Genomic DNA, 18,690 nt, shown 5'->3' on the forward strand with positions numbered 1-18,690 from the left:
TGTAAAATTTATAAGTTGATGCTTAATCTTCAAGCAGCAATAAAAACAGTTTTGTATTCGTATTGGAGGAAGTATCTAAACTTGACTGTCCTCCACTGATGGAAGTAAGGTTTTTGATATTCCCGTTTCTTTTTATCTTTCCCATCGCATCATTCAGGTTGTTGACAATCTGCGAAACATTGGCCATGATAATGATCTTACCCGGCAGTCTTGAAGAATGGTAATGCAGGATATTGTTATGCGAAAGCATAATTCTCCCGTCGTAGGCGATAAGATATTCACAGGTGATGAAGGCGGCATCGTTAGAATGCTCCATTTCTGAGGTGTATGGTATTTTCACCACATTCAAAAAGTTCTGAAGCTCTTTGTCCCAGCAGAACACATTGTTTACTCCTTCTATTTTGACAATCTGATTTAAAGTCTGTAGAGCTTCCGCTTCATCTGCACAATAATTAAAAAATCCCCCTGAATGCGTAAATAATTGCGCAAACTTATAGTCAAGATCCGCATTTTTCAGCGAATCCCCGAGCTTCTCCAGACTCTGTTTTTCCTCTTCCTCAGGCTGGTTGGTAAGTTTGCTTACAATCCTCTTGAATAAATTCAACTTAATCTATTTTTAGTCAACTTTATACAAAAATAGAAAATAATTACAATAGATTCTAAAAATGTGGCTTTAAATATGAAAAAACCTGACAATTCTAAGACTGTCAGGTTTTTTTTAATATGTTTTGGAAGTATTTTAAAGTTGAGTCGGGCTTTCCGGAGCCTGAATTTCACTTTCTTCTTCCTTGTCTTTAATGATGATCTGCTCATCCGGTTCTTTCGCCGTAGCAATCGTGCTTGTAACAGGTCTTTCTGTTAACTCAGGATCCCATGCTCTTTTACCGAATATATCTTCAAGATCTTCACGGAATATCACTTCTTTTTCCAGAAGCTTATTCGCCAAAGCATCCAATTTATCTTTGTTCTCAGTAAGAATCTGAACTGCTCTCTCGTATTGATTTTCGATAATTGATTTAATCTCAACATCAATCTTATTAGCAGTTTCCTCTGAGTATGGCTTTCCGAAATTATATTCAGACTGGCCTGAGCTGTCATAATAAGAAATATTACCAATCGTAGGACTTAAACCGTAAACAGTAACCATAGCCTGCGCTCTTTTCGTTACTGATTCAAGATCAGATAATGCTCCGGTTGAAATATTGTTAAAGATAACCTGCTCTGCTGCTCTACCTCCTAACGTTGCACACAATTCGTCTAACATTTGTTCAGTAGTGGTCAGCTGTCTTTCTTCCGGAAGGTACCATGCTGCTCCTAAAGAACGTCCTCTCGGAACGATCGTTACTTTTAAAAGTGGTGCTGCGTGTTCTACCAACCATGAAATTGTCGCGTGACCTGCTTCATGATAAGCAACTCTTCTTTTTTCAGAAGGTTTGATGGCCATATTTTTCTTCTCAAGACCTCCGATGATTCTGTCTACAGCATCAAGGAAATCCTGCTTAGTAACAGAGGTATGACTGTTTCTAGCCGCGATCAACGCTGCTTCGTTACAAACATTAGCAATATCCGCTCCACTGAATCCAGGGGTTTGTTTCGCTAAGAAATCTCTGTCAACAGTATCATCTAATTTGATTTTCAGCAAGTGAACATCAAAAATTTCTCTTCTTTCATGTAATTCCGGAAGGTCTACATAGATGGAACGGTCAAAACGACCTGCTCTCATTAATGCTTTATCCAGGATATCAGCTCTGTTGGTAGCAGCCATAACAATAACGTTAACGTCTGTTCCAAAACCATCCATTTCTGTAAGAAGCTGGTTCAATGTATTTTCTCTTTCGTCGTTTCCACCGGAGAAGTTATTCTTTCCTCTGGCACGTCCGATAGCGTCAATTTCATCAATAAAGATGATAGCCGGAGATTTAGCTTTTGCCTGAGCAAAAAGGTCTCTAACTCTTGAAGCACCAACTCCAACGAACATTTCCACGAAGTCTGAACCTGAAAGTGAGAAGAATGGTACCTTGGCTTCCCCTGCAACAGCTTTTGCCAATAAGGTTTTACCGGTTCCCGGAGGGCCTACAAGAAGGACACCTTTAGGAATCTTACCACCCAATTTTGTATATTTTTCAGAGTTTTTCAAGAAGTCTACCACTTCCTGTACTTCTTCTTTAGCGCCTTCAAGACCTGCAACATCTTTAAATGTCACCTGAATTCTTTCTTTTTCGTCAAAAAGCTTCGCTTTAGATTTCCCGATAGAGAAGATCTGTCCGCCAGGGCCTCCGCCACCGCCCATCTTTCTGAAAAGAAGGAAGTAGAAAAGTCCTAAGATCGCGATCCATATCAATGCTGAAACCAGGATGTCCATGAACGGGTTTTTGCCTGCTCCGTAATCTTTGGTCGTTTTGATAGTAGCGTCTGTAGCTTTTATCTGATCAAATTTTTGAAGGAAAAGCTGAAGGTCTCCGTATTTCACAGAAAAATCTGCTTTTGGAGCCATTTCGAACGCAGAAAGAGGATTGCTTTGGTTGGCTGTTTTACTAACCATTGCTGTCTTTGCTGCTTTTGTCAGGAAAACATCAGCTTTCTCTGTGTCTTTGTATATGATAACGTTTTGGACCTTTCCTGCCTGCATTTCCCTGAAGAAAGCATCCTCATCAATAGATTTTGCACTGTCGCCTCCTAAAAAATTGGAACCGAAAAATAACAAAAGAGCCACGATTGCAATTGGAAAAAACCAGTTGAATCCTTTATTGTTCATTTATACTTTTTAAAATTTAAAATTAATTTTCTATTTTGGTAATGGCTGCATCGCCCCAAAGTTCTTCAATATCGTAATATTCACGAACTTCTTTCTGGAAAATATGCACTACCACTGTTACGTAATCTACCAAAACCCACATGGAGTTTTCGGTACCTTCTACATGCCAAGGTCTATCTTTAAGATCGTTTCTTACTTTTTTCTCCACACTCCCTGCCAATGCAGAAACCTGTGTATTTGAGTTTCCGCTACAAATTATAAAAGTTTCCGCTACAGAATTTTCAATTTTCGAAAGATCGAAAATCATAATATCTTCACCCTTTACATCCTGGATGGCTTCAACAATTTTATCTATTAGTGCCTGCTTTTCTGCTGTTTTATTCATTAAAATATCTATAATCTGCAAATTTATTGTTTTTCTTTTACTTTAGCCTTACTTTTAGCCCTTTAAAGTCTTAAAGTTTTCTTAAATGGATCAATTATTTTATTTAAAAGAGTGCTCTTCTACTAATGACGAAGTTTCAAAGTTTTTACTTTACGAAAATTCAGATTTTATTGGACTCTCTACATTCAATCAAACTAAAGGCCGCGGACAATACGGAAATACATGGGCGGCGGCGGCCGGAAAAAATGTGGCGTATACGCTGGCTGTTAAGGCTCAAAGCTTCTTGCTCTCAGATTTTATATTCAATTACTATACCGCAGTTGTAATCCGGGATTTCCTTGCCAATTTGACTGACAATGTGGTGAAAATAAAATGGCCGAATGATATGATCCTTAAAAATAAAAAAATCGTCGGGATTTTAATTGAAAAGAAAAAAATAAACCAAAATAATTACTTCATCATCGGTGCCGGTTTCAATGTTCTGCAGGATCAGTTTGATGAAATATCGCATGCAGGATCACTTCTGACACTCACCGGGCAGGTTTTTGATCTTGAAGATTTTGTCTTTCAACTTCATCAGTATCTGTCAGAAAAACTGAAAAATATTCCGTCTGAACAGGAAATTATCGATCAGTTTAACCTGAATTTATATCGCAAAGATGAGATCTCTGTCTTCGAAATCGGACAAGAGAGACAAAATGGCATCATCCGTCATGCTGACGAAAAGGGAGAATTGTGGATAGAACTCGAAAAGGATGGTTTAAAACCTTTTTATCATAAGGAGATCAAACTCCTCTACTGATTTACTGATTGGCTCTTTTCAGGTACAGATATAAAGTAAGCGGGAAGAATACCATATTCGGAAGCCACATAGCTACCGCCGGTGATAAACTTTTGTTCTCCGAAACAACTTTTAAAGCTTCAAAAGAGAAAACAAAAACAAACGCCAGGGAAATTCCTATGGCCAGATTGACTCCAAGACCACCTCTTTTCTTCTGGGAAGCCAGAGACAGGGCCAGGAAGGTCAGAATAATAATGGCCACGGGCATTGCAGTTCTCTGATGGAGCTCATTAAGGTAGGAGTTCAGGTTACTGTTTCCTCTGTTTTTTTCCCTTTCAATGAATTTGACAAGTTCGGGAGTGGTTTTATTCTGGCCAAGCAGTTCGTTCGGAAAAAGTTCTTCAGGAGAATGCCCGTAACTTTTCCTCATTTCGATACCGTTGCCGAGTTTTTCTGTATTATTTTTGTTGATGGTTTTCTCGAGATAATTGGTGAGGATAAACTGTTTTTTAGCTTTATCCCAATATACTTCAGATGCTTTCAGCTCGTAGACCATTTTTCTGGCTTTATCAAACTTCTGATAAACGAAGCCTGAGCCTCTGGTTTCTCTTTTGTTCCAGGAATTGACGAAAATATATTCCGTTTTACTGAATTGGGAAGATGCAGGACCTGTACCCAGAATTTTTTCTTTATTGGCTGCATTATACGTGTACGCCTCCAGTTCATTTTTCTTGATATTGGCCCATGGAAGCACCATATGATTCACCACAAGGGATATCATGGCAATTAAAACAGAGGTATAAAGGTAAGGCTTTGCAAACCTGTGAAAACTGGCTCCACTACTGATTACGGCAACAATTTCGGTATTATTCGCCATTCTGGATGTGAAATAAATCACGGAAATAAATACCAGGATAGCCAGGAACGTCACCACAAGATTAATGATCCAGAACGGATAAAAATGGATCAGGAAATACATCAGATTCAGTTTAGGATCGAGTGCTTTTGCATTTTCAATCCTTGGAATTTTCTGCTGTACATCAATGACCAGTACTACTATAGACAACAATATCAGCATGAAACTGAATGTTCCAAGATATTTTTTGATGATATACCCGTCTATAATTTTGATCATGATCGTTCTGTTTTTAAAGTCTCTGTTTAAGAACCGGCACTACAGATTTTTTCCATTCATAGAAATCACCTGCTAAAATATGTTCTCTCGCTACTTTTACAAGATCTAAGTAAAAAGCAAGATTATGTACTGATGCGATCTGCTTTGCAAGATATTCTTTTGATACAAATAAATGACGTAAATACGCTTTCGAATATTCTCTGTCTACGTAGCTGGTTCCAAATTCGTCCAAAGGTGAAAAGTCCTGCTTCCATTTTTCATTTTTCATGTTCATCACCCCCTGCCATGTGAAAAGCATTGCATTTCTGGCATTTCTGGTAGGCATTACACAGTCCATCATATCAATTCCGAGACCAATGGATTCCAGGATATTCCAAGGAGTTCCTACACCCATAAGGTATCTTGGCTTCTCTTGTGGAAGAATATCGGTAACCTCGTCGGTAATTCTGTACAGCTCTTCTTCAGGCTCACCAACGGAAAGTCCGCCGATTGCGTTTCCTTCAGCACCTGCTTCAGAAATTACTTCCGCTGAAATCTTTCTTAAATCCGAATAGGTAGAACCTTGAACAATGGGGAAAAATCTTTGTTTGTGACCGTATAATTCAGGATTTGCTTCATTCCAATCGATGCATCTTTTTAGCCATCGGTGGGTCATTTCCATAGAAGCTTTTACCTCGTTGTATCCACTGGGATAAGCAACACATTCGTCAAAAGCCATGAAAATATCCGCGCCGATCTGTCTCTGGATTTCCATAGACTTTTCAGGCGTAAACATGTGATAACTTCCGTCGATATGAGATTTGAATTTCACTCCTTCTTCAGACATTTTTCTGCTTTTGGAAAGTGAAAACACCTGAAAACCTCCTGAATCGGTAAGGATAGGAAGATCCCAGTTCATGAATTTATGCAGTCCCCCTGCCTGTTCCATAGTGTCCATTGCAGGACGAAGGTACAGGTGGTAGGTATTTCCCAGGATGATCTGGGCTTTAATGTCTTCTTTTAATTCTCTCTGATGAACCGTTTTTACACTTGCTACAGTTCCTACAGGCATAAAGATGGGTGTCTGGATCTTCCCATGGTCTGTGGTGATCTCCCCCGCTCTTGCTTTTCCTTCAGAGGTTTTTTCTATATTAAAAAATTTCATTCGTCTATTCTTTTTATTCGCCGCTAATAACGGTTCTGCTTTTAAAAACAGAACGCGTTTCCGCATCATATTTATTTGTTTAAAACAGGTGGAGGTAAAGTACCTTTCATTTTATCCTGAATATATTTTTCCGCTTTAGGATCTTTTTTTAGTACTATTTTCTGCGCGTCTTCCGCAATATTTTTCATTTTGTCTTTGATGACATAATATTTAAAGCTTTCTACAAAATCTTCAGATTTTACTTTATGGGATTTAAGCACAAATCTTGTTCCCGCTTCAAGGTTTTTATTCTGATAGGTCATGATGGCCTGATCTGTAAGCGCAAGGTCAGCGAGGATCTCAGCCATAGCATCCGGCTCGATCAGATTTTTGGGTTTGTCGATATAATCGCCGCATGAGAACATGCACAGCATAACGAAAATGAAGACCAGCTTTCTCATAATCTGTTGATTATTGATTTCCACTTTAAATTTAAAACTCCGAATACAGCTTCATGAATGATGCCACCGTTCATTTTACTTTCTCCTAAAATTCTGTTCGTAAATATAATAGGAACTTCTACAATTTTAAAACCTTTTTTAAAAGCACGGAATTTCATTTCTATTTGAAAGCCATATCCTTTAAGTTTTACATTATTTAATCCAATCTCTTCAAGAACTTTTCTTGAGAAACAGACAAATCCTGCTGTGGTATCATGAATAGGAAGTCCTAAAATAAATCTTACATATTTGGAGGCAAAATAGGAAAGCAGCACACGGCCCATAGGCCAGTTCACGACATTCACTCCTTTTGAATAACGGGAACCTATCGCCATATCTGCATTCAGACAGGCTTCAAAAAGTTTCGGCAAATCACTTGGGTTGTGTGAAAAATCGGCATCCATTTCAAAAATATAGTCATACTTATTTTCTATGGCCCATGTAAATCCATGGATATATGCCTTTCCCAAACCGTCTTTTGTATGCCTCACAGACATATGAAGATGATGGGGGAATCTTTTCTGAAGGCCTCTTACTATTTCTGCTGTTCCATCCGGGGAAGAGTCATCCACCACCAGAATATGAAAGTCATCTTCCAATGCAAAAACCGCGGAAATAATATTTTCTATATTTTCCTTTTCGTTATAGGTAGGGATGATGACGAGTTTTTTCATTTCAGTTTGCAAAGATAGTTTATTTAACCTTTTTATTTTATACAAAATAATCTATAATTTTGCAAAAAATATTCCTTTGCCGTTATCACAAAACTTTATCAACCACGTAAGAATACCTGAGAACAATGACTGGGTAATCTTTATCCTGATAGGATGCATATTCCTGTATGTTTTCATGATGAATATCATAGAGAGAGATGCAAGCCTGAAAGACTTTCTGCTTCAGAAGTATTTTGATGCCAGCAACAACCTTCCGAGCTGGATTATCACGTCCTGTGTAACGGCTCTGACCCTTTCTGTTTTGCTTTCTCAATATATCCCTATCGTTCCGAAATACATCGCCGATCTTCAGCTTATGGGATATCAGCTCAATAAATTCGGATATACATTAATGGCAGTCATATTTTTTTATGCCTCAAAATCTGCATTAGGCTTTTTGTTTTATCAAAGTATAGGTGATGGCAAAAAATGGACTGTTTTTTATTTTACCTCCACCAAATTTTACTTCATTCTGTCATTTTTGTTAATAATTCTTTGTGTAACCCACTATTATTTCCCCGTAGACAGAAATAAAATATTTTTATACTATTTCGGATTCTTCGCATTTGTCGCGGTTTTCAAGATTTTCTTCTATTTGTTTCACAAAAACAACATACTTCCCGAAAAATGGTATTATAAATTTTTGTATATTTGCACCCTCCAAATCGCACCTTTATTGTTGCTATGGAAGTTGTTATTTTTTTAATAAAAGTCAATGATGAGAATAAAGTCTATATTGGTTTCTCAACCAGCGCCTAGTGAGTCTTCTCCATATCTGGATATAGCAAAGAAGGAAAAAATAAAGATTGATTTCCGCCCTTTCATCCACGTCGAAGGAGTTGACAACAAAGAACTCAGAACTCAGAAGATAGATCTAACGCAGTTTACTGGGATTATTTTCACCAGCAAAAATGCAATAGATCATTACTTCAGACTTGCCGAAGAGCTGCGTTTCGCGGTTCCGGATACGATGAGATACATCTGCCAGTCTGAGGCGATTGCCAACTATCTTCAGAAACATATTGTTTATAGAAAGAGAAAGATCAGCTTTGGGGAGAAAAACTTCTCAGATCTTCTGCCTCTGTTCAAGAAATTCCCTACAGAAAAATACCTTCTGCCGTCTTCAGATGTGCTGAGCCCTGATATCGTGAAAACGATGGAAACAGCTAATGTTGACTGGACCAGAGCCATCATGTACAGAACTGTATGCAGCGATCTTACAGACATCAATGCTAAGGATTATGACATGCTGATCTTCTTCAGCCCACAGGGAATCAAATCTCTTCAACAGAATTTCCCGGACTTCAAACAGGAGGAAACCAAGATCGGTGTTTTCGGAAACACTACTTTAGCAGCTGCGGAAGAAGCAGGTCTAAAAGTAGATCTGATGGCTCCTACAAAGGAAACTCCGTCTATGACTATGGCACTTGAAAAGTATATTAAAGCACTTCACAAATAGTCTTTAATACATAAGATAAAAACGGCCGTCTTTTCAATACAGGAAAGATGGCTTTTTTTTACCTAAATTTGAACAAGAATTAATATTGAATGAAACGTTACTATAAATCGGTTCTCTGAAAAAGAGAAAACAGATAAGTACGTTCCATCCGGCCCATTAAAAACTTAAAATATTCGGATGAAAGCTCCACAGGCAAAAAAAATAGAAAAAATACTAGAAATACACGGCGACAGAAGAACTGATAATTACTTCTGGCTTAACGAAAGGGAAAATCCCGAAGTCATCCAATACCTTGAAGAGGAAAATGCTTACGAAGAGGTGATGATGAAAGACACTGAAGCATTTCAGGAAGAACTTTTCGAAGAGATGAAAGCCCGCTACAAAAAAGACGATGAGTCTCTCCCCTATTTCTTTAACGGATACTGGTACATTGTACGCTACGAAGAAGGAAAAGAATATCCTATCTTCTGCAGAAAACACAAAAGTCTTGATAACGAAGAAGAAATAATAGTTGACGTCAATGTATTGGCGAAAGGTGAAACTTACTTTGAAGTAGGAAGCGTTGCCGTTTCTCCAAACAATGAACTGGTTTCTTTTTCATCAGACAATGTCAGCAGAAGAATCTATACGATCAATTTCAAAAATCTAGTAACAGGAGAAGTTTTCGCAGATCAGATTCTTAACACGACGGGAAAAGCGGTCTGGGCGAATGATAATGAACACGTTTTCTACATCAGAAAAGATGAAAGTCTCCGTGCATTCCAGGTGTACAGACATAAGCTGGGAACAGATGCTTCAGAAGATATTCTGATCTTCCACGAAGAGGATGATACTTTTGACGTGAATGTTTTCAAGACAAAATCAATGGAGTATATTTTCATTGCAAGCTCAAGTACGATTTCTGATGAACACAGATTTATCCCTTCCAACAATGTTTTCGCGGAATGGAAAATTATTCAGCCAAGAATAGATGATCTGGAATATTCTGTAGAACATTATGAAGATGAATTCTACATCATCACCAATGCAGATGATGCCACCAATTTCAAGATTGTAAAAACCAAGATTGATAACTGCGGAATGGAAAACTGGACAGACGTAATTCCACACCGTGCTGAAGTTCTGCTGGAAGGTTTTGAAATATTCAGAGACTATCTGGTTCTGGAAGAGAGAGAAGAAGGACTTCTTCAAATCAAGATTATTGATGAGAAAACTCAGGAATCCTACTATCTGCCTTTTTCTGACCCAACGTATACTACTTATATCGGAATCAATATGGAATTTGATACCGAGGTTCTCCGTTATGGCTATACATCACTGACGCAGCCGAGCTCAACCTATGAGTACAACATGAAAGAGAAAACAACTCAGCTTCTGAAACAACAGGAAGTACTGGGTGGAAAATTCCATGCTGAAAATTATGTATCGGAAAGAATCTGGGCAGAATCAAGAGATGGAGAAACCAGAATCCCGATCTCATTGGTTTATCATAAAGACACTCAAAAATCTGCAGAAACACCATTACTGTTATATGGTTATGGAAGCTACGGACATACAGTGGACGCAAGTTTCTCCAATGTGAGACTTTCTATTTTGGACAGAGGATTTATTTATGCCATCGCTCACATCCGAGGCGGAGAATACCTGGGAAGAGAATGGTACGAAGATGGAAAAATGCTCTTCAAGAAAAATACATTCTTCGATTTCATCGATGCAGGAAAGCATTTGATTAAGGAAAACTACACATCATCCAACCATATGTATGCGATGGGCGGAAGCGCCGGCGGACTTCTGGTAGGAGCTGTGGTTAATTATGAACCTAAGCTTTTTAACGGAATCGTAGCACAGGTTCCTTTCGTAGATGTGGTGACAACGATGCTGGATGAAACCATTCCATTGACAACCGGAGAATACGACGAATGGGGAAACCCGAATGACAAGGAATATTATGAGTATATGAAAGACTATTCGCCTTACGACAATGTAGAAGCGAAAGACTATCCTCATATGCTGATCACAACAGGTCTTCACGATTCTCAGGTTCAATACTGGGAGCCGGCAAAATGGACGGCAAAAATGAGGGAGTTGAAAACAGATGACAATCTTTTATTATTCAAAACAGATATGAGCTCAGGCCACGGCGGAGCCAGCGGAAGGTTTGAATCATTGAAAGAAGACGCGCTGGAATATGCGTTTCTGTTGAAAATAAATGATAATTTATAAATTATGGTTAACGAAGGAGATTATTGGAAAAAAATAGAACAGTTCTTTGTAGATACTTTCGATACTGAAAAGAATCCACCGATTGAAACCCTTTTGTTTCTGATCGGACTACAGGAACTTGGAAGCGGCCAACAAAAATATACAAAAGAAGACAAAGTAAATTTAATCCACATCGCGGTATGCAGACTGCTGGAACCTTTCGGGTACTACAAATTTACACACTATGAAGACGGATGGCCACAATATGACAAACTGGAAGAACTTCCGGAATTAAGACCCAACGAACAGTCTCTTCTGATGAAAAAAGCGATTATACAGTATTTTCAGGAGGAAGAATTGATTTGATGAGACGATGTGCTGATTTGAGGATACGATGATTTGGCGATTAGGATGATGTACAAGAGTACAAATCTTAGGGTTCTATAAACCCTCAAATCATTTTAAACTTCAAATGCACATATACATATAAAATTAAATAGGGACGGGCTTCAGCCCGTCTTTTCTATGACAAAAAGTCAACGGCTTCAGCCAAAACATAAAAATGGGCCCCATCTCCGGCTTTGTCAAATTTTCTAATTACCCCTATCATCTCATCAACACATCAACACATTATCAAATCATCACATCTCTTAGCTGTGTCAATCCTGTTTTAAAACCTTCCTCAAAACCCATTTCCAATAGCTGTTTCATCGTTTCCTGAGACGGAAAATGAATATTGACAGTTACTTTCACTCCTTCTTCTATTCCTGTAAATCCAAACAGCCATTTGGCCTGTCCAAAATTCTCATTGATGTTTCCTTTTTCATCACAGAAAGAATCCAGCCCGTCAAAGCTTCGGTGTTCCATGATTTCGCCGTATTGAACCTGCGCATACATTTTCTCCCCATCCGGACCTACCATTGCGTAATGCCAGATTCCGCCTTCTTTAAAATCCTGGTTGACCGTTTCACATTTCCACGGTTTTGGACCCCACCATTGGTCCAGTAATTCAGATTGGGTAAAATAATCCCACACTTTTGAAACATCTGCATCATAAACCGTCATGACATAAACACTGTTCGAGTCAAAATCTTTGTTAAAAACGATATTAGATTCCATAAGTAATTATTTTTAACAAAGCTACCTAATTTCTCAGTTTGAAGGACTTTCCATAGGACAAGTAATTTAAAATTCATAAATAATTGTTAAAAAACTCACTTTTAAGAGAAATTAAACAATTTTTTGGCTCGTTTTTTGTTTATCAAGTCTTAAAATAATTAATTTTAACATTCATTTTTCTCAATACATATATAATTAAATAATGAATAATAAATTCATCCCAATAATTTCGGTGTTTATGACGATCTCACTGATTGTTTTTGTTACGCTCCAATTTTATTGGCTGAAAGGTTATTACGGTGCTTTGGAACAGGAATTCTCTAATAAAGTATACTCCGTTTTAGAAAATACTTCAAAAAATATTGAGGAAATTGAAGCTGATAAATACCTGAATCAAGGCTATAGTAATTTAAGAAACAATATCACTGCCAGCAAAGATCAGCCATCTTTAACGACCATCCAACAGGTAGAAGATTCCGGTACACAACGCCAGATCATCTATTCCAAAAATATTATATCAAAGACACAGCTTCCGATCTCTCAAAAGGGAGATACTCTGAAGCTGACTACTTTATATACGGACAACGCTGCCTACAAGGTAAAAAAGGACACCACCAACCGGGAACTTCTTACTTCAGAACTTAATACCGATATTGAAAACGGAGATTATGCCGTGAAGGAATTCGTAAAAGTAGTAGGAACCAACCTTCCGATCGGTAAAAGAGTGGATCCGAAAATTCTTGATTCGGTCATCGCAAAAGAGCTGAGAATAAAAGGAATCACAGCCAAGTTCGGGTACGGAGTCGTCGACCAGAATAATAAGCTCACCAGTGTTGCCAATAAAGCATACAAAGAGAAAAAGGAAAATAATACTTACACCTACCCTCTTTTCACGGATATAAAAAACCGGACTTTATACAGTCTGGCTTTGGTGTTTCCTAAAAAAGAATACTCGCTGGCCATGAACAACTGGCCGATGCTTCTCGGAACTTTCCTTTCCTTACTGACTATCCTTGGAATTTATATTATTTCCATTAATTATATGATGAGACAGAAGAAACTGGCAGAAGTAAAGACAGATTTCATCAATAATATGTCTCACGAGTTCAAAACGCCGTTGGCAACGATTTCTGTTGCTACAGATTCTTTGGCCAATGACAAGATCGCTACCAATCCTGAGAAGGTAAAATACTACTCGGAACTGATCAAGCAGGAAAATTTAAGGATGAAGAAGCAGGTGGAAAATGTATTGAATATGTCTAAGCTTGAAAGAAATGAAGTAGAACTGTTCTTAAGGGAAACCAATGTTCGTGAACTGATCAAGAGAACAACAGAATCTTTCAATCTTATCGTAAAACAGAGAAACGGATCGCTGACCCAGGAATTCAATGCATCTAACTATACCTTTAAAATAGATGAATTTCACATTTCCAATATGCTGGTAAACCTGTTGGATAATGCCAATAAATATTCTCCTGAAGCACCTGAAATTCATGTGAAAACAAGAAACGAAGGAAACTGGTACATCATAGAGATTTCGGATAAAGGAATGGGAATGGAAACGGAGAACAGGACAAAAATCTTTGAAAAATTCTTCAGAGAAGAAACCGGAAACATTCACAATGTAAAAGGACAGGGACTGGGACTTTCTTACGTAAAGAAAATTGCAGAACTGCATAAAGGGCAAATCATCGTAGACTCCCATAAAGGTAAGGGAAGTACGTTTATTATCAAACTGCCGATAACATAAATGATGAGTGATGAATGATAGATGATAATTATTCATCAATTATAAAATATTGAACCAAATAACAAAATATAGAAGATAGAGTGAGAACGTTCATTCTTAATTTTTAATCATTAATTTTTAATTATTAAAATCATGAGCAACAGAATATTATTAGTAGAAGACGATCAGAGTTTCGGGGCAGTGCTGAAGGATTATTTAACGATCAATAACTTTGAGGTTACCCTTGCTACAGATGGAGAACAGGGTTTGAAAGAATTTACAGAAAATGAATTTGACATCTGTATTTTTGACGTGATGATGCCTAAAAAAGATGGATTTTCATTAGCGGAAGACGTAAAAAAAATCGATAAAAATACACCTATCATATTCCTTACAGCAAGAAATATGAGAGAGGATATCCTGAAAGGGTACCAACTGGGCGCGGATGACTATATCACAAAGCCGTTTGATACAGAACTTCTTTTGTACAAGATAAAAGCGATCCTGCAGAGAAGCTCTACGTTAGAAAATGAAGAACAGGAGCAGTTCAAGATCAGTAATATTTTCTTCGACTCTATGCTGAGACAGCTGAAAGTAGGTGATAAAGAATACAAACTTTCTCCAAAAGAAAATGAACTGTTGAAACTTCTTTGTATCCACAGAAATGATTTCATGCCAAGAGACCTGGCTTTGAGAAAGATCTGGAAAAAGGAAAATTACTTTACCGCAAGAAGTATGGACGTGTATATCGCAAAACTTCGTAAGTTATTAAAAGACGACGAAGGATTGGAAATTATCAACGTTCACGGGGAAGGATTTAGGCTTTTAGTTAAAAATTAGTCCTAAATACAGATTATAAATATAAAATTAGCAAAACAATTAAAAATGTTTTGCTAATTTTGTTTCATACCGATTGGATATGAAAAATACATTCTTTGGCGTTATCGCCATCTCTTTGCTCGCCGTTTCATGTAATAAAGACGAAAAGCCAACTTATTTAAAAGAAGAAGCAGGTGTACAGCAGCCCAATGTAGCCGTTAACGCAGCTCCTCAAGCTTCCCTGCTGGATCAGGCAGGCGTACAGTCCAATCCAAATCCTGCTCCTATTGCAGCAGCGCCGGGAATCAAGAACCCTCCTCACGGGCAGCCAGGTCACAGATGTGATATTCCGGTAGGACAGCCGCTTAATGTAAGCCCAACGGCCATACAGACCGCTCCGGGCCAAAACCCAAACAATCCCATTAAAATAGATGCTAATTCGATGTCGGCAGGAAAAGCAGTAGTTGACAATAATGCAAAACAGGTGAAAACTGCGCCCGGCATGAACCCTCCACACGGACAGCCAGGTCACAGATGTGATATTCCGGTAGGTCAGCCATTAAGCAGCAAACCAGCACCGGTACCAACACCAGCACAACAACCTGCTCAGAGTGCACAAAACGTTCCCGGTCCGGTAACAGCACCAGCTCCAACAGGGCCAAAACCCAAACTGAACCCGGCACACGGAGAGCCTTGGCACAATTGTGCTTTAAAAGTTGGTGATCCATTGTCATAATTTTTGTATTTTTGCAGAGATGAAGCTGTTTCACATTCTTGCAATTATTTTATGTCTAGGAATTTTTTTAGTTCCTAAAGACAGCTTCTACTCTCAATCTATGCAGGATACCTGCTGTAAAGAAAAGTCCGAAAAGAGTGACTGCTGCAAAAACCATACTTCAAAAGACAGCAAAGACCACAAAAATCACGATACAAAATCTTCATGCAATGACGACTGCTGTACAACGTGCGTGGCGTGCTACACGTATATAGAAACACCGTTTTCTAAAAATCTACATTTCGAACTGTCTTATTACAAAGCCAATAAGAATCCTCAGTTCCATTATTCACCGCCTCATTTATCAGACCGTTTAAAAGAGATCTGGCAACCGCCTAAAATAGGTTAATTATCACATCGTGAGTCCGTTAAAAATTTTAATGGACCGTTTTTAATTAATCAAAATTTTTAAACAAAATGAAATTATATATTTCCAAGTTTATTCTTGGTCTAATGATCCTGTCTGTACATTTTATAGCCGCTCAAAATCTTTCAAAAAACCAGTTCAAGGTCAAAGGAAACTGTGAAATGTGCCAAACCAGAATAGAAACTGCTGCCAAAAAAGCGGGTGCTAAAACTGCAGTTTACTCTATTGATCTACAGACTTTAACCCTTGAAACCGACGGTAAAGTTTCCACAGACGAAATCTTAAAGAAAGTAGCCGATGCCGGTCACGATAATGAAAAATTCAAATCACCGGACAATGCTTATGCTGGTCTTCCGGGATGCTGTCATTATGAAAGGGACCTTCAGCCTTCTCCTGCAGAAGCTCATCAGCAGCATGCTAAAAGCGAAAATGAGTTTTACGTAAAAGGAAACTGTGCTTCATGTAAAGCCAGAATAGAAAAAGCAGCTAAAACAGCCGGTGCAGATTCCGCAGAATGGAGCGCAGAAAAGCAAACGGTCACTTTACATTTTGATCCTTCGAAAACCTCATCAGATAAGGTTCTGAAAGCGATTGCCGATGCAGGTCATGACAATGAAAAATACAAAACAACGGACGCGGTTTACAAAAATCTTCCGGGATGTTGTCTGTATGACCGGGATATTCCTCTTGGAGAAGCCAATCCGAATGTACATTTCGAAGAAGGAACAAAGCAGGACGATCACAAAGAACATCAGGCAGCTGCTCAGACTGAAGATCATCAACCGTCTGAAAAAAACATTGAAGGCGTTATCATTACCGGGTCAAAAGCAGCGACTGCATTAAGTAAGAAAGAAGCAGGTCTTGTCTTTAATATTGATAAAAAGGAATTACTAAAGGCAGCTTGCTGTAATCTGTCGGAAAGCTTTGAAACCAACGCCACCGTAGATGTTTCCTTCAGTAATGCCATTACGGGAACCAAGCAGCTGAAAATGCTGGGTCTGGATCAGAAATACACCAGTTTAACGAAGGAACTTTTACCGGAGATCAGAGGGCTTGCTTCTGCGTATGGGCTGAATTTCATTCCCGGAAGATGGATTGAAAGTATCCAGCTGACAAAAGGGGGAAGTACGGTGACGAATGGTTATGAAAGCATCACAGGACAGATCAATACTGAACTTTTGAAAAATGCTAAAGAACCGGAAACTTCATTAAATATTTTCGCTGATTTCAACGGAAGAGCGGAAGCCAATATCACGAGCGTTTCTCCTATCAACGATAAATGGTCTCAGACCTTTTTACTGCATGGAAACGGAACTTTCGGAGATACGGATATGAATCACGATACTTTCCTGGACAGACCGAAAGGAACGCAGATTAACGCAGCTTATCTCCTTAATTATAATGATCTTGAAAAATCAGGATTCGGATCTCATTTCGGGATTAATTTCATCAAGGATGAGAGGACAGCCGGACAGATCGGTTTTGATAAAAAGCTTCCTCAGGACAAGCAGGGTGCCTACGGTGTCGGAATTGATATTTCCAGATTTCAGGTTTGGAATAAAACAGGATATGTATTTAAAGGAAAGCCTTACCAGAGTTTAGGCTGGATGAACCAGTATGTGTATCATCAGCAGGACAGCTTTTTCGGACTGAGAAATTATGCCGGAAAACAGCATACGTATTATTCAAATTTAATCTTTGAAAGCATCATCGGAAATACGAATCATAAGTATAAAGCCGGGGCCAGCTTTTTGTATGACGGCTACGAGGAAACGTATTTGAAGGATGATATGAAGCGAAATGAAATTGTTCCCGGAATTTTTGCAGAGTATACGTTGACAGGATTAAAATATACTTTAGTCGCAGGAGCCAGAGCGGATTTTCATAATCTTGCAGGAACTCAGTTTACGCCAAGACTTAATTTTAAATATGATTTCACGCCTCAGACTATCTTAAGACTTTCTGCGGGAAGAGGATTCAGAACGGCTAATGTTTTTGCGGAAAACCAACAGTATTTTGCATCGAACAGAAGCGTTCAGATTCTTCAGAACGGTGGAAATATTTACGGATTAAGACCTGAAATTGCATGGAATTATGGAGCCAGCTTACAGCAGGAATTCAAACTTTTCGGAAGAAAGTCATCCATTGTGGCGGATTTTTTCAGAACAGATTTCCAGGATCAGGTGCTTGTTGATCTTGACCGTTCTCCACAGCAGCTGACTTTCTATAATTTGGAAGGAAAATCTTTTGCGAACTCTTTCCAGACGCAGTGGGATTTTACGCCTTTCAAGAACTTTGATGTGAGATTGGCTTATAAATATTACGATGTTCAGGCAGATTATATCGATGGCAGAAGAGAAGTTCCATTCATGGCCAAGCACAGAGGTTTTGTGAATCTTGCCTATGCAACGAATAAAAATAATAAGGGAGGATTCTGGAGTTTTGATACGACCCTGAACTGGGTAGGAAAACAGAGACTTCCGGACACATCAACCAATCCTGCTGAATTCCAGTTACCTGTATATTCTGATTCTTACGCGGTACTGAACGCACAGATCTCAAGAAACTTTAATAAAAAGATCAGAGCTTATGTAGGTGGTGAAAACCTTACATCTTATTATCAGAAAAATGCCATTGTTGATTTCAGAAATCCTTTTGGAAACTATTTTGATGGCGGAATGGTATATGCGCCTATTATGAAGGCTAATTTTTATGTGGGTCTTGATGTGACTTTCTAATCATTGAGTCGTTTTTTTTAAACTCAAAGTTGATTTGATAAAGGAGACGATTAACTTACGACAAACAAACCTTATAGGTTTTTGAAACCT

The 18,690-nt window shown here is 38.4% G+C and carries 18 protein-coding genes; 10 read left to right on the top strand and 8 right to left on the bottom strand.

Annotated elements, in window-relative coordinates:
- Positions 1–22 precede the first annotated feature (22 nt).
- From IW22_RS02955 to rsfS, 3 genes are all read right to left on the bottom strand, one after another.
- On the bottom strand, positions 23–604 hold the full coding sequence (locus tag IW22_RS02955; RefSeq protein WP_034724042.1) for an LUD domain-containing protein: 582 nt from the start codon (positions 602–604) through the stop codon (positions 23–25).
- A 135-nt stretch (positions 605–739) separates the two neighbouring features.
- Positions 740–2,755 carry an ATP-dependent zinc metalloprotease FtsH gene (ftsH, locus tag IW22_RS02960; RefSeq protein WP_034724043.1) on the bottom strand — a complete coding sequence of 672 codons (2,016 nt, stop codon included), beginning with the start codon at positions 2,753–2,755 and terminating at the stop codon, positions 740–742.
- A 22-nt stretch (positions 2,756–2,777) separates the two neighbouring features.
- Positions 2,778–3,140, bottom strand: a complete 363-nt coding sequence (rsfS, locus tag IW22_RS02965) for a ribosome silencing factor (RefSeq protein ID WP_034700760.1) — start codon at positions 3,138–3,140, stop codon at positions 2,778–2,780.
- A gap of 85 nt (positions 3,141–3,225) precedes the next feature.
- Between rsfS and IW22_RS02970 the strand changes: the two genes are divergently transcribed.
- Positions 3,226–3,942 (top strand): biotin--[acetyl-CoA-carboxylase] ligase, encoded by a 717-nt coding sequence (locus IW22_RS02970; protein WP_034724046.1) that lies wholly within the window; start codon positions 3,226–3,228, stop codon positions 3,940–3,942.
- Between the two features lies 1 nt (position 3,943).
- Here IW22_RS02970 and IW22_RS02975 read toward each other — a convergent pair whose 3' ends face one another.
- The 4 genes from IW22_RS02975 to IW22_RS02990 form a co-directional block, all read right to left on the bottom strand.
- Positions 3,944–5,053 carry an LptF/LptG family permease gene (locus IW22_RS02975; protein WP_034724680.1) on the bottom strand — a complete coding sequence of 370 codons (1,110 nt, stop codon included), beginning with the start codon at positions 5,051–5,053 and terminating at the stop codon, positions 3,944–3,946.
- A gap of 16 nt (positions 5,054–5,069) precedes the next feature.
- Entirely contained in the window at positions 5,070–6,200 is a 1,131-nt protein-coding gene (gene tgt / locus IW22_RS02980) for a tRNA guanosine(34) transglycosylase Tgt (RefSeq protein WP_034724681.1), read from the bottom strand.
- 71 nt (positions 6,201–6,271) lie between these two features.
- Positions 6,272–6,640 (bottom strand): DUF4296 domain-containing protein, encoded by a 369-nt coding sequence (locus tag IW22_RS02985; RefSeq protein WP_051890982.1) that lies wholly within the window; start codon positions 6,638–6,640, stop codon positions 6,272–6,274.
- Complete coding sequence (locus IW22_RS02990) at positions 6,637–7,353, bottom strand: polyprenol monophosphomannose synthase (RefSeq protein ID WP_034724050.1); 717 nt, start codon at positions 7,351–7,353, stop codon at positions 6,637–6,639. Before IW22_RS02990 ends, IW22_RS02985 begins: the two co-directional genes overlap by 4 nt.
- 76 nt (positions 7,354–7,429) lie before the next feature.
- On the opposite strand from IW22_RS02990, the gene IW22_RS02995 reads away from it, so the two are divergent.
- The 4 genes from IW22_RS02995 to IW22_RS03010 all read left to right on the top strand — a co-directional run bounded on the left by IW22_RS02995 (position 7,430) and on the right by IW22_RS03010 (position 11,419).
- A complete protein-coding gene (locus IW22_RS02995; RefSeq protein WP_051890985.1) occupies positions 7,430–8,098 on the top strand; it encodes a DUF4271 domain-containing protein in 669 nt (222 codons plus the stop codon).
- A 12-nt stretch (positions 8,099–8,110) separates the two neighbouring features.
- Complete coding sequence (locus IW22_RS03000; RefSeq protein ID WP_034724052.1) at positions 8,111–8,851, top strand: uroporphyrinogen-III synthase; 741 nt, start codon at positions 8,111–8,113, stop codon at positions 8,849–8,851.
- A 177-nt stretch (positions 8,852–9,028) separates the two neighbouring features.
- Complete coding sequence (locus tag IW22_RS03005) at positions 9,029–11,074, top strand: S9 family peptidase (protein ID WP_034724053.1); 2,046 nt, start codon at positions 9,029–9,031, stop codon at positions 11,072–11,074.
- Positions 11,075–11,077: 3 nt separating this feature from the next.
- Complete coding sequence (locus IW22_RS03010; RefSeq protein ID WP_034724054.1) at positions 11,078–11,419, top strand: hypothetical protein; 342 nt, start codon at positions 11,078–11,080, stop codon at positions 11,417–11,419.
- Between the two features lie 267 nt (positions 11,420–11,686).
- On the opposite strand, the gene IW22_RS03015 is transcribed toward IW22_RS03010, so the two are convergent.
- A complete protein-coding gene (locus IW22_RS03015) occupies positions 11,687–12,172 on the bottom strand; it encodes an SRPBCC domain-containing protein (protein WP_034724055.1) in 486 nt (161 codons plus the stop codon).
- Positions 12,173–12,374: 202 nt separating this feature from the next.
- Here IW22_RS03015 and IW22_RS03020 point away from each other — a divergent pair, with 202 nt between their 5' ends.
- From IW22_RS03020 to IW22_RS03040, 5 genes are all read left to right on the top strand, one after another.
- Positions 12,375–13,922, top strand: a complete 1,548-nt coding sequence (locus IW22_RS03020) for a sensor histidine kinase (protein WP_034724057.1) — start codon at positions 12,375–12,377, stop codon at positions 13,920–13,922.
- 132 nt (positions 13,923–14,054) lie between these two features.
- Entirely contained in the window at positions 14,055–14,741 is a 687-nt protein-coding gene (locus tag IW22_RS03025) for a response regulator transcription factor (protein WP_002982671.1), read from the top strand.
- Positions 14,742–14,820: 79 nt separating this feature from the next.
- On the top strand, positions 14,821–15,456 hold the full coding sequence (locus IW22_RS03030) for a hypothetical protein (RefSeq protein ID WP_034724059.1): 636 nt from the start codon (positions 14,821–14,823) through the stop codon (positions 15,454–15,456).
- A gap of 19 nt (positions 15,457–15,475) precedes the next feature.
- A complete protein-coding gene (locus tag IW22_RS03035; protein ID WP_051890990.1) occupies positions 15,476–15,844 on the top strand; it encodes a hypothetical protein in 369 nt (122 codons plus the stop codon).
- A gap of 68 nt (positions 15,845–15,912) precedes the next feature.
- Positions 15,913–18,600, top strand: coding sequence for a TonB-dependent receptor domain-containing protein (locus IW22_RS03040; protein WP_034724061.1), 2,688 nt, complete (start codon positions 15,913–15,915; stop codon positions 18,598–18,600).
- Positions 18,601–18,690 lie beyond the last annotated feature (90 nt).

Source organism: Chryseobacterium sp. JM1 (genome assembly GCF_000737715.1).
GTDB lineage: Bacteria > Bacteroidota > Bacteroidia > Flavobacteriales > Weeksellaceae > Chryseobacterium.

Coding starts and splice junctions, on each gene's coding strand:
- ftsH (WP_034724043.1), bottom strand. CDS start 2,755: ATGAACAATAAAGGATTCAACTGGTTTTTTCCAATTGCAATCGTGGCT.
- rsfS (WP_034700760.1), bottom strand. CDS start 3,140: ATGAATAAAACAGCAGAAAAGCAGGCACTAATAGATAAAATTGTTGAA.
- IW22_RS02970 (WP_034724046.1), top strand. CDS start 3,226: ATGGATCAATTATTTTATTTAAAAGAGTGCTCTTCTACTAATGACGAA.
- tgt (WP_034724681.1), bottom strand. CDS start 6,200: ATGAAATTTTTTAATATAGAAAAAACCTCTGAAGGAAAAGCAAGAGCG.
- IW22_RS02985 (WP_051890982.1), bottom strand. CDS start 6,640: ATGAGAAAGCTGGTCTTCATTTTCGTTATGCTGTGCATGTTCTCATGC.
- IW22_RS02990 (WP_034724050.1), bottom strand. CDS start 7,353: ATGAAAAAACTCGTCATCATCCCTACCTATAACGAAAAGGAAAATATA.
- IW22_RS03000 (WP_034724052.1), top strand. CDS start 8,111: ATGAGAATAAAGTCTATATTGGTTTCTCAACCAGCGCCTAGTGAGTCT.
- IW22_RS03005 (WP_034724053.1), top strand. CDS start 9,029: ATGAAAGCTCCACAGGCAAAAAAAATAGAAAAAATACTAGAAATACAC.
- IW22_RS03010 (WP_034724054.1), top strand. CDS start 11,078: ATGGTTAACGAAGGAGATTATTGGAAAAAAATAGAACAGTTCTTTGTA.
- IW22_RS03015 (WP_034724055.1), bottom strand. CDS start 12,172: ATGGAATCTAATATCGTTTTTAACAAAGATTTTGACTCGAACAGTGTT.
- IW22_RS03020 (WP_034724057.1), top strand. CDS start 12,375: ATGAATAATAAATTCATCCCAATAATTTCGGTGTTTATGACGATCTCA.
- IW22_RS03025 (WP_002982671.1), top strand. CDS start 14,055: ATGAGCAACAGAATATTATTAGTAGAAGACGATCAGAGTTTCGGGGCA.
- IW22_RS03030 (WP_034724059.1), top strand. CDS start 14,821: ATGAAAAATACATTCTTTGGCGTTATCGCCATCTCTTTGCTCGCCGTT.
- IW22_RS03035 (WP_051890990.1), top strand. CDS start 15,476: ATGAAGCTGTTTCACATTCTTGCAATTATTTTATGTCTAGGAATTTTT.
- IW22_RS03040 (WP_034724061.1), top strand. CDS start 15,913: ATGAAATTATATATTTCCAAGTTTATTCTTGGTCTAATGATCCTGTCT.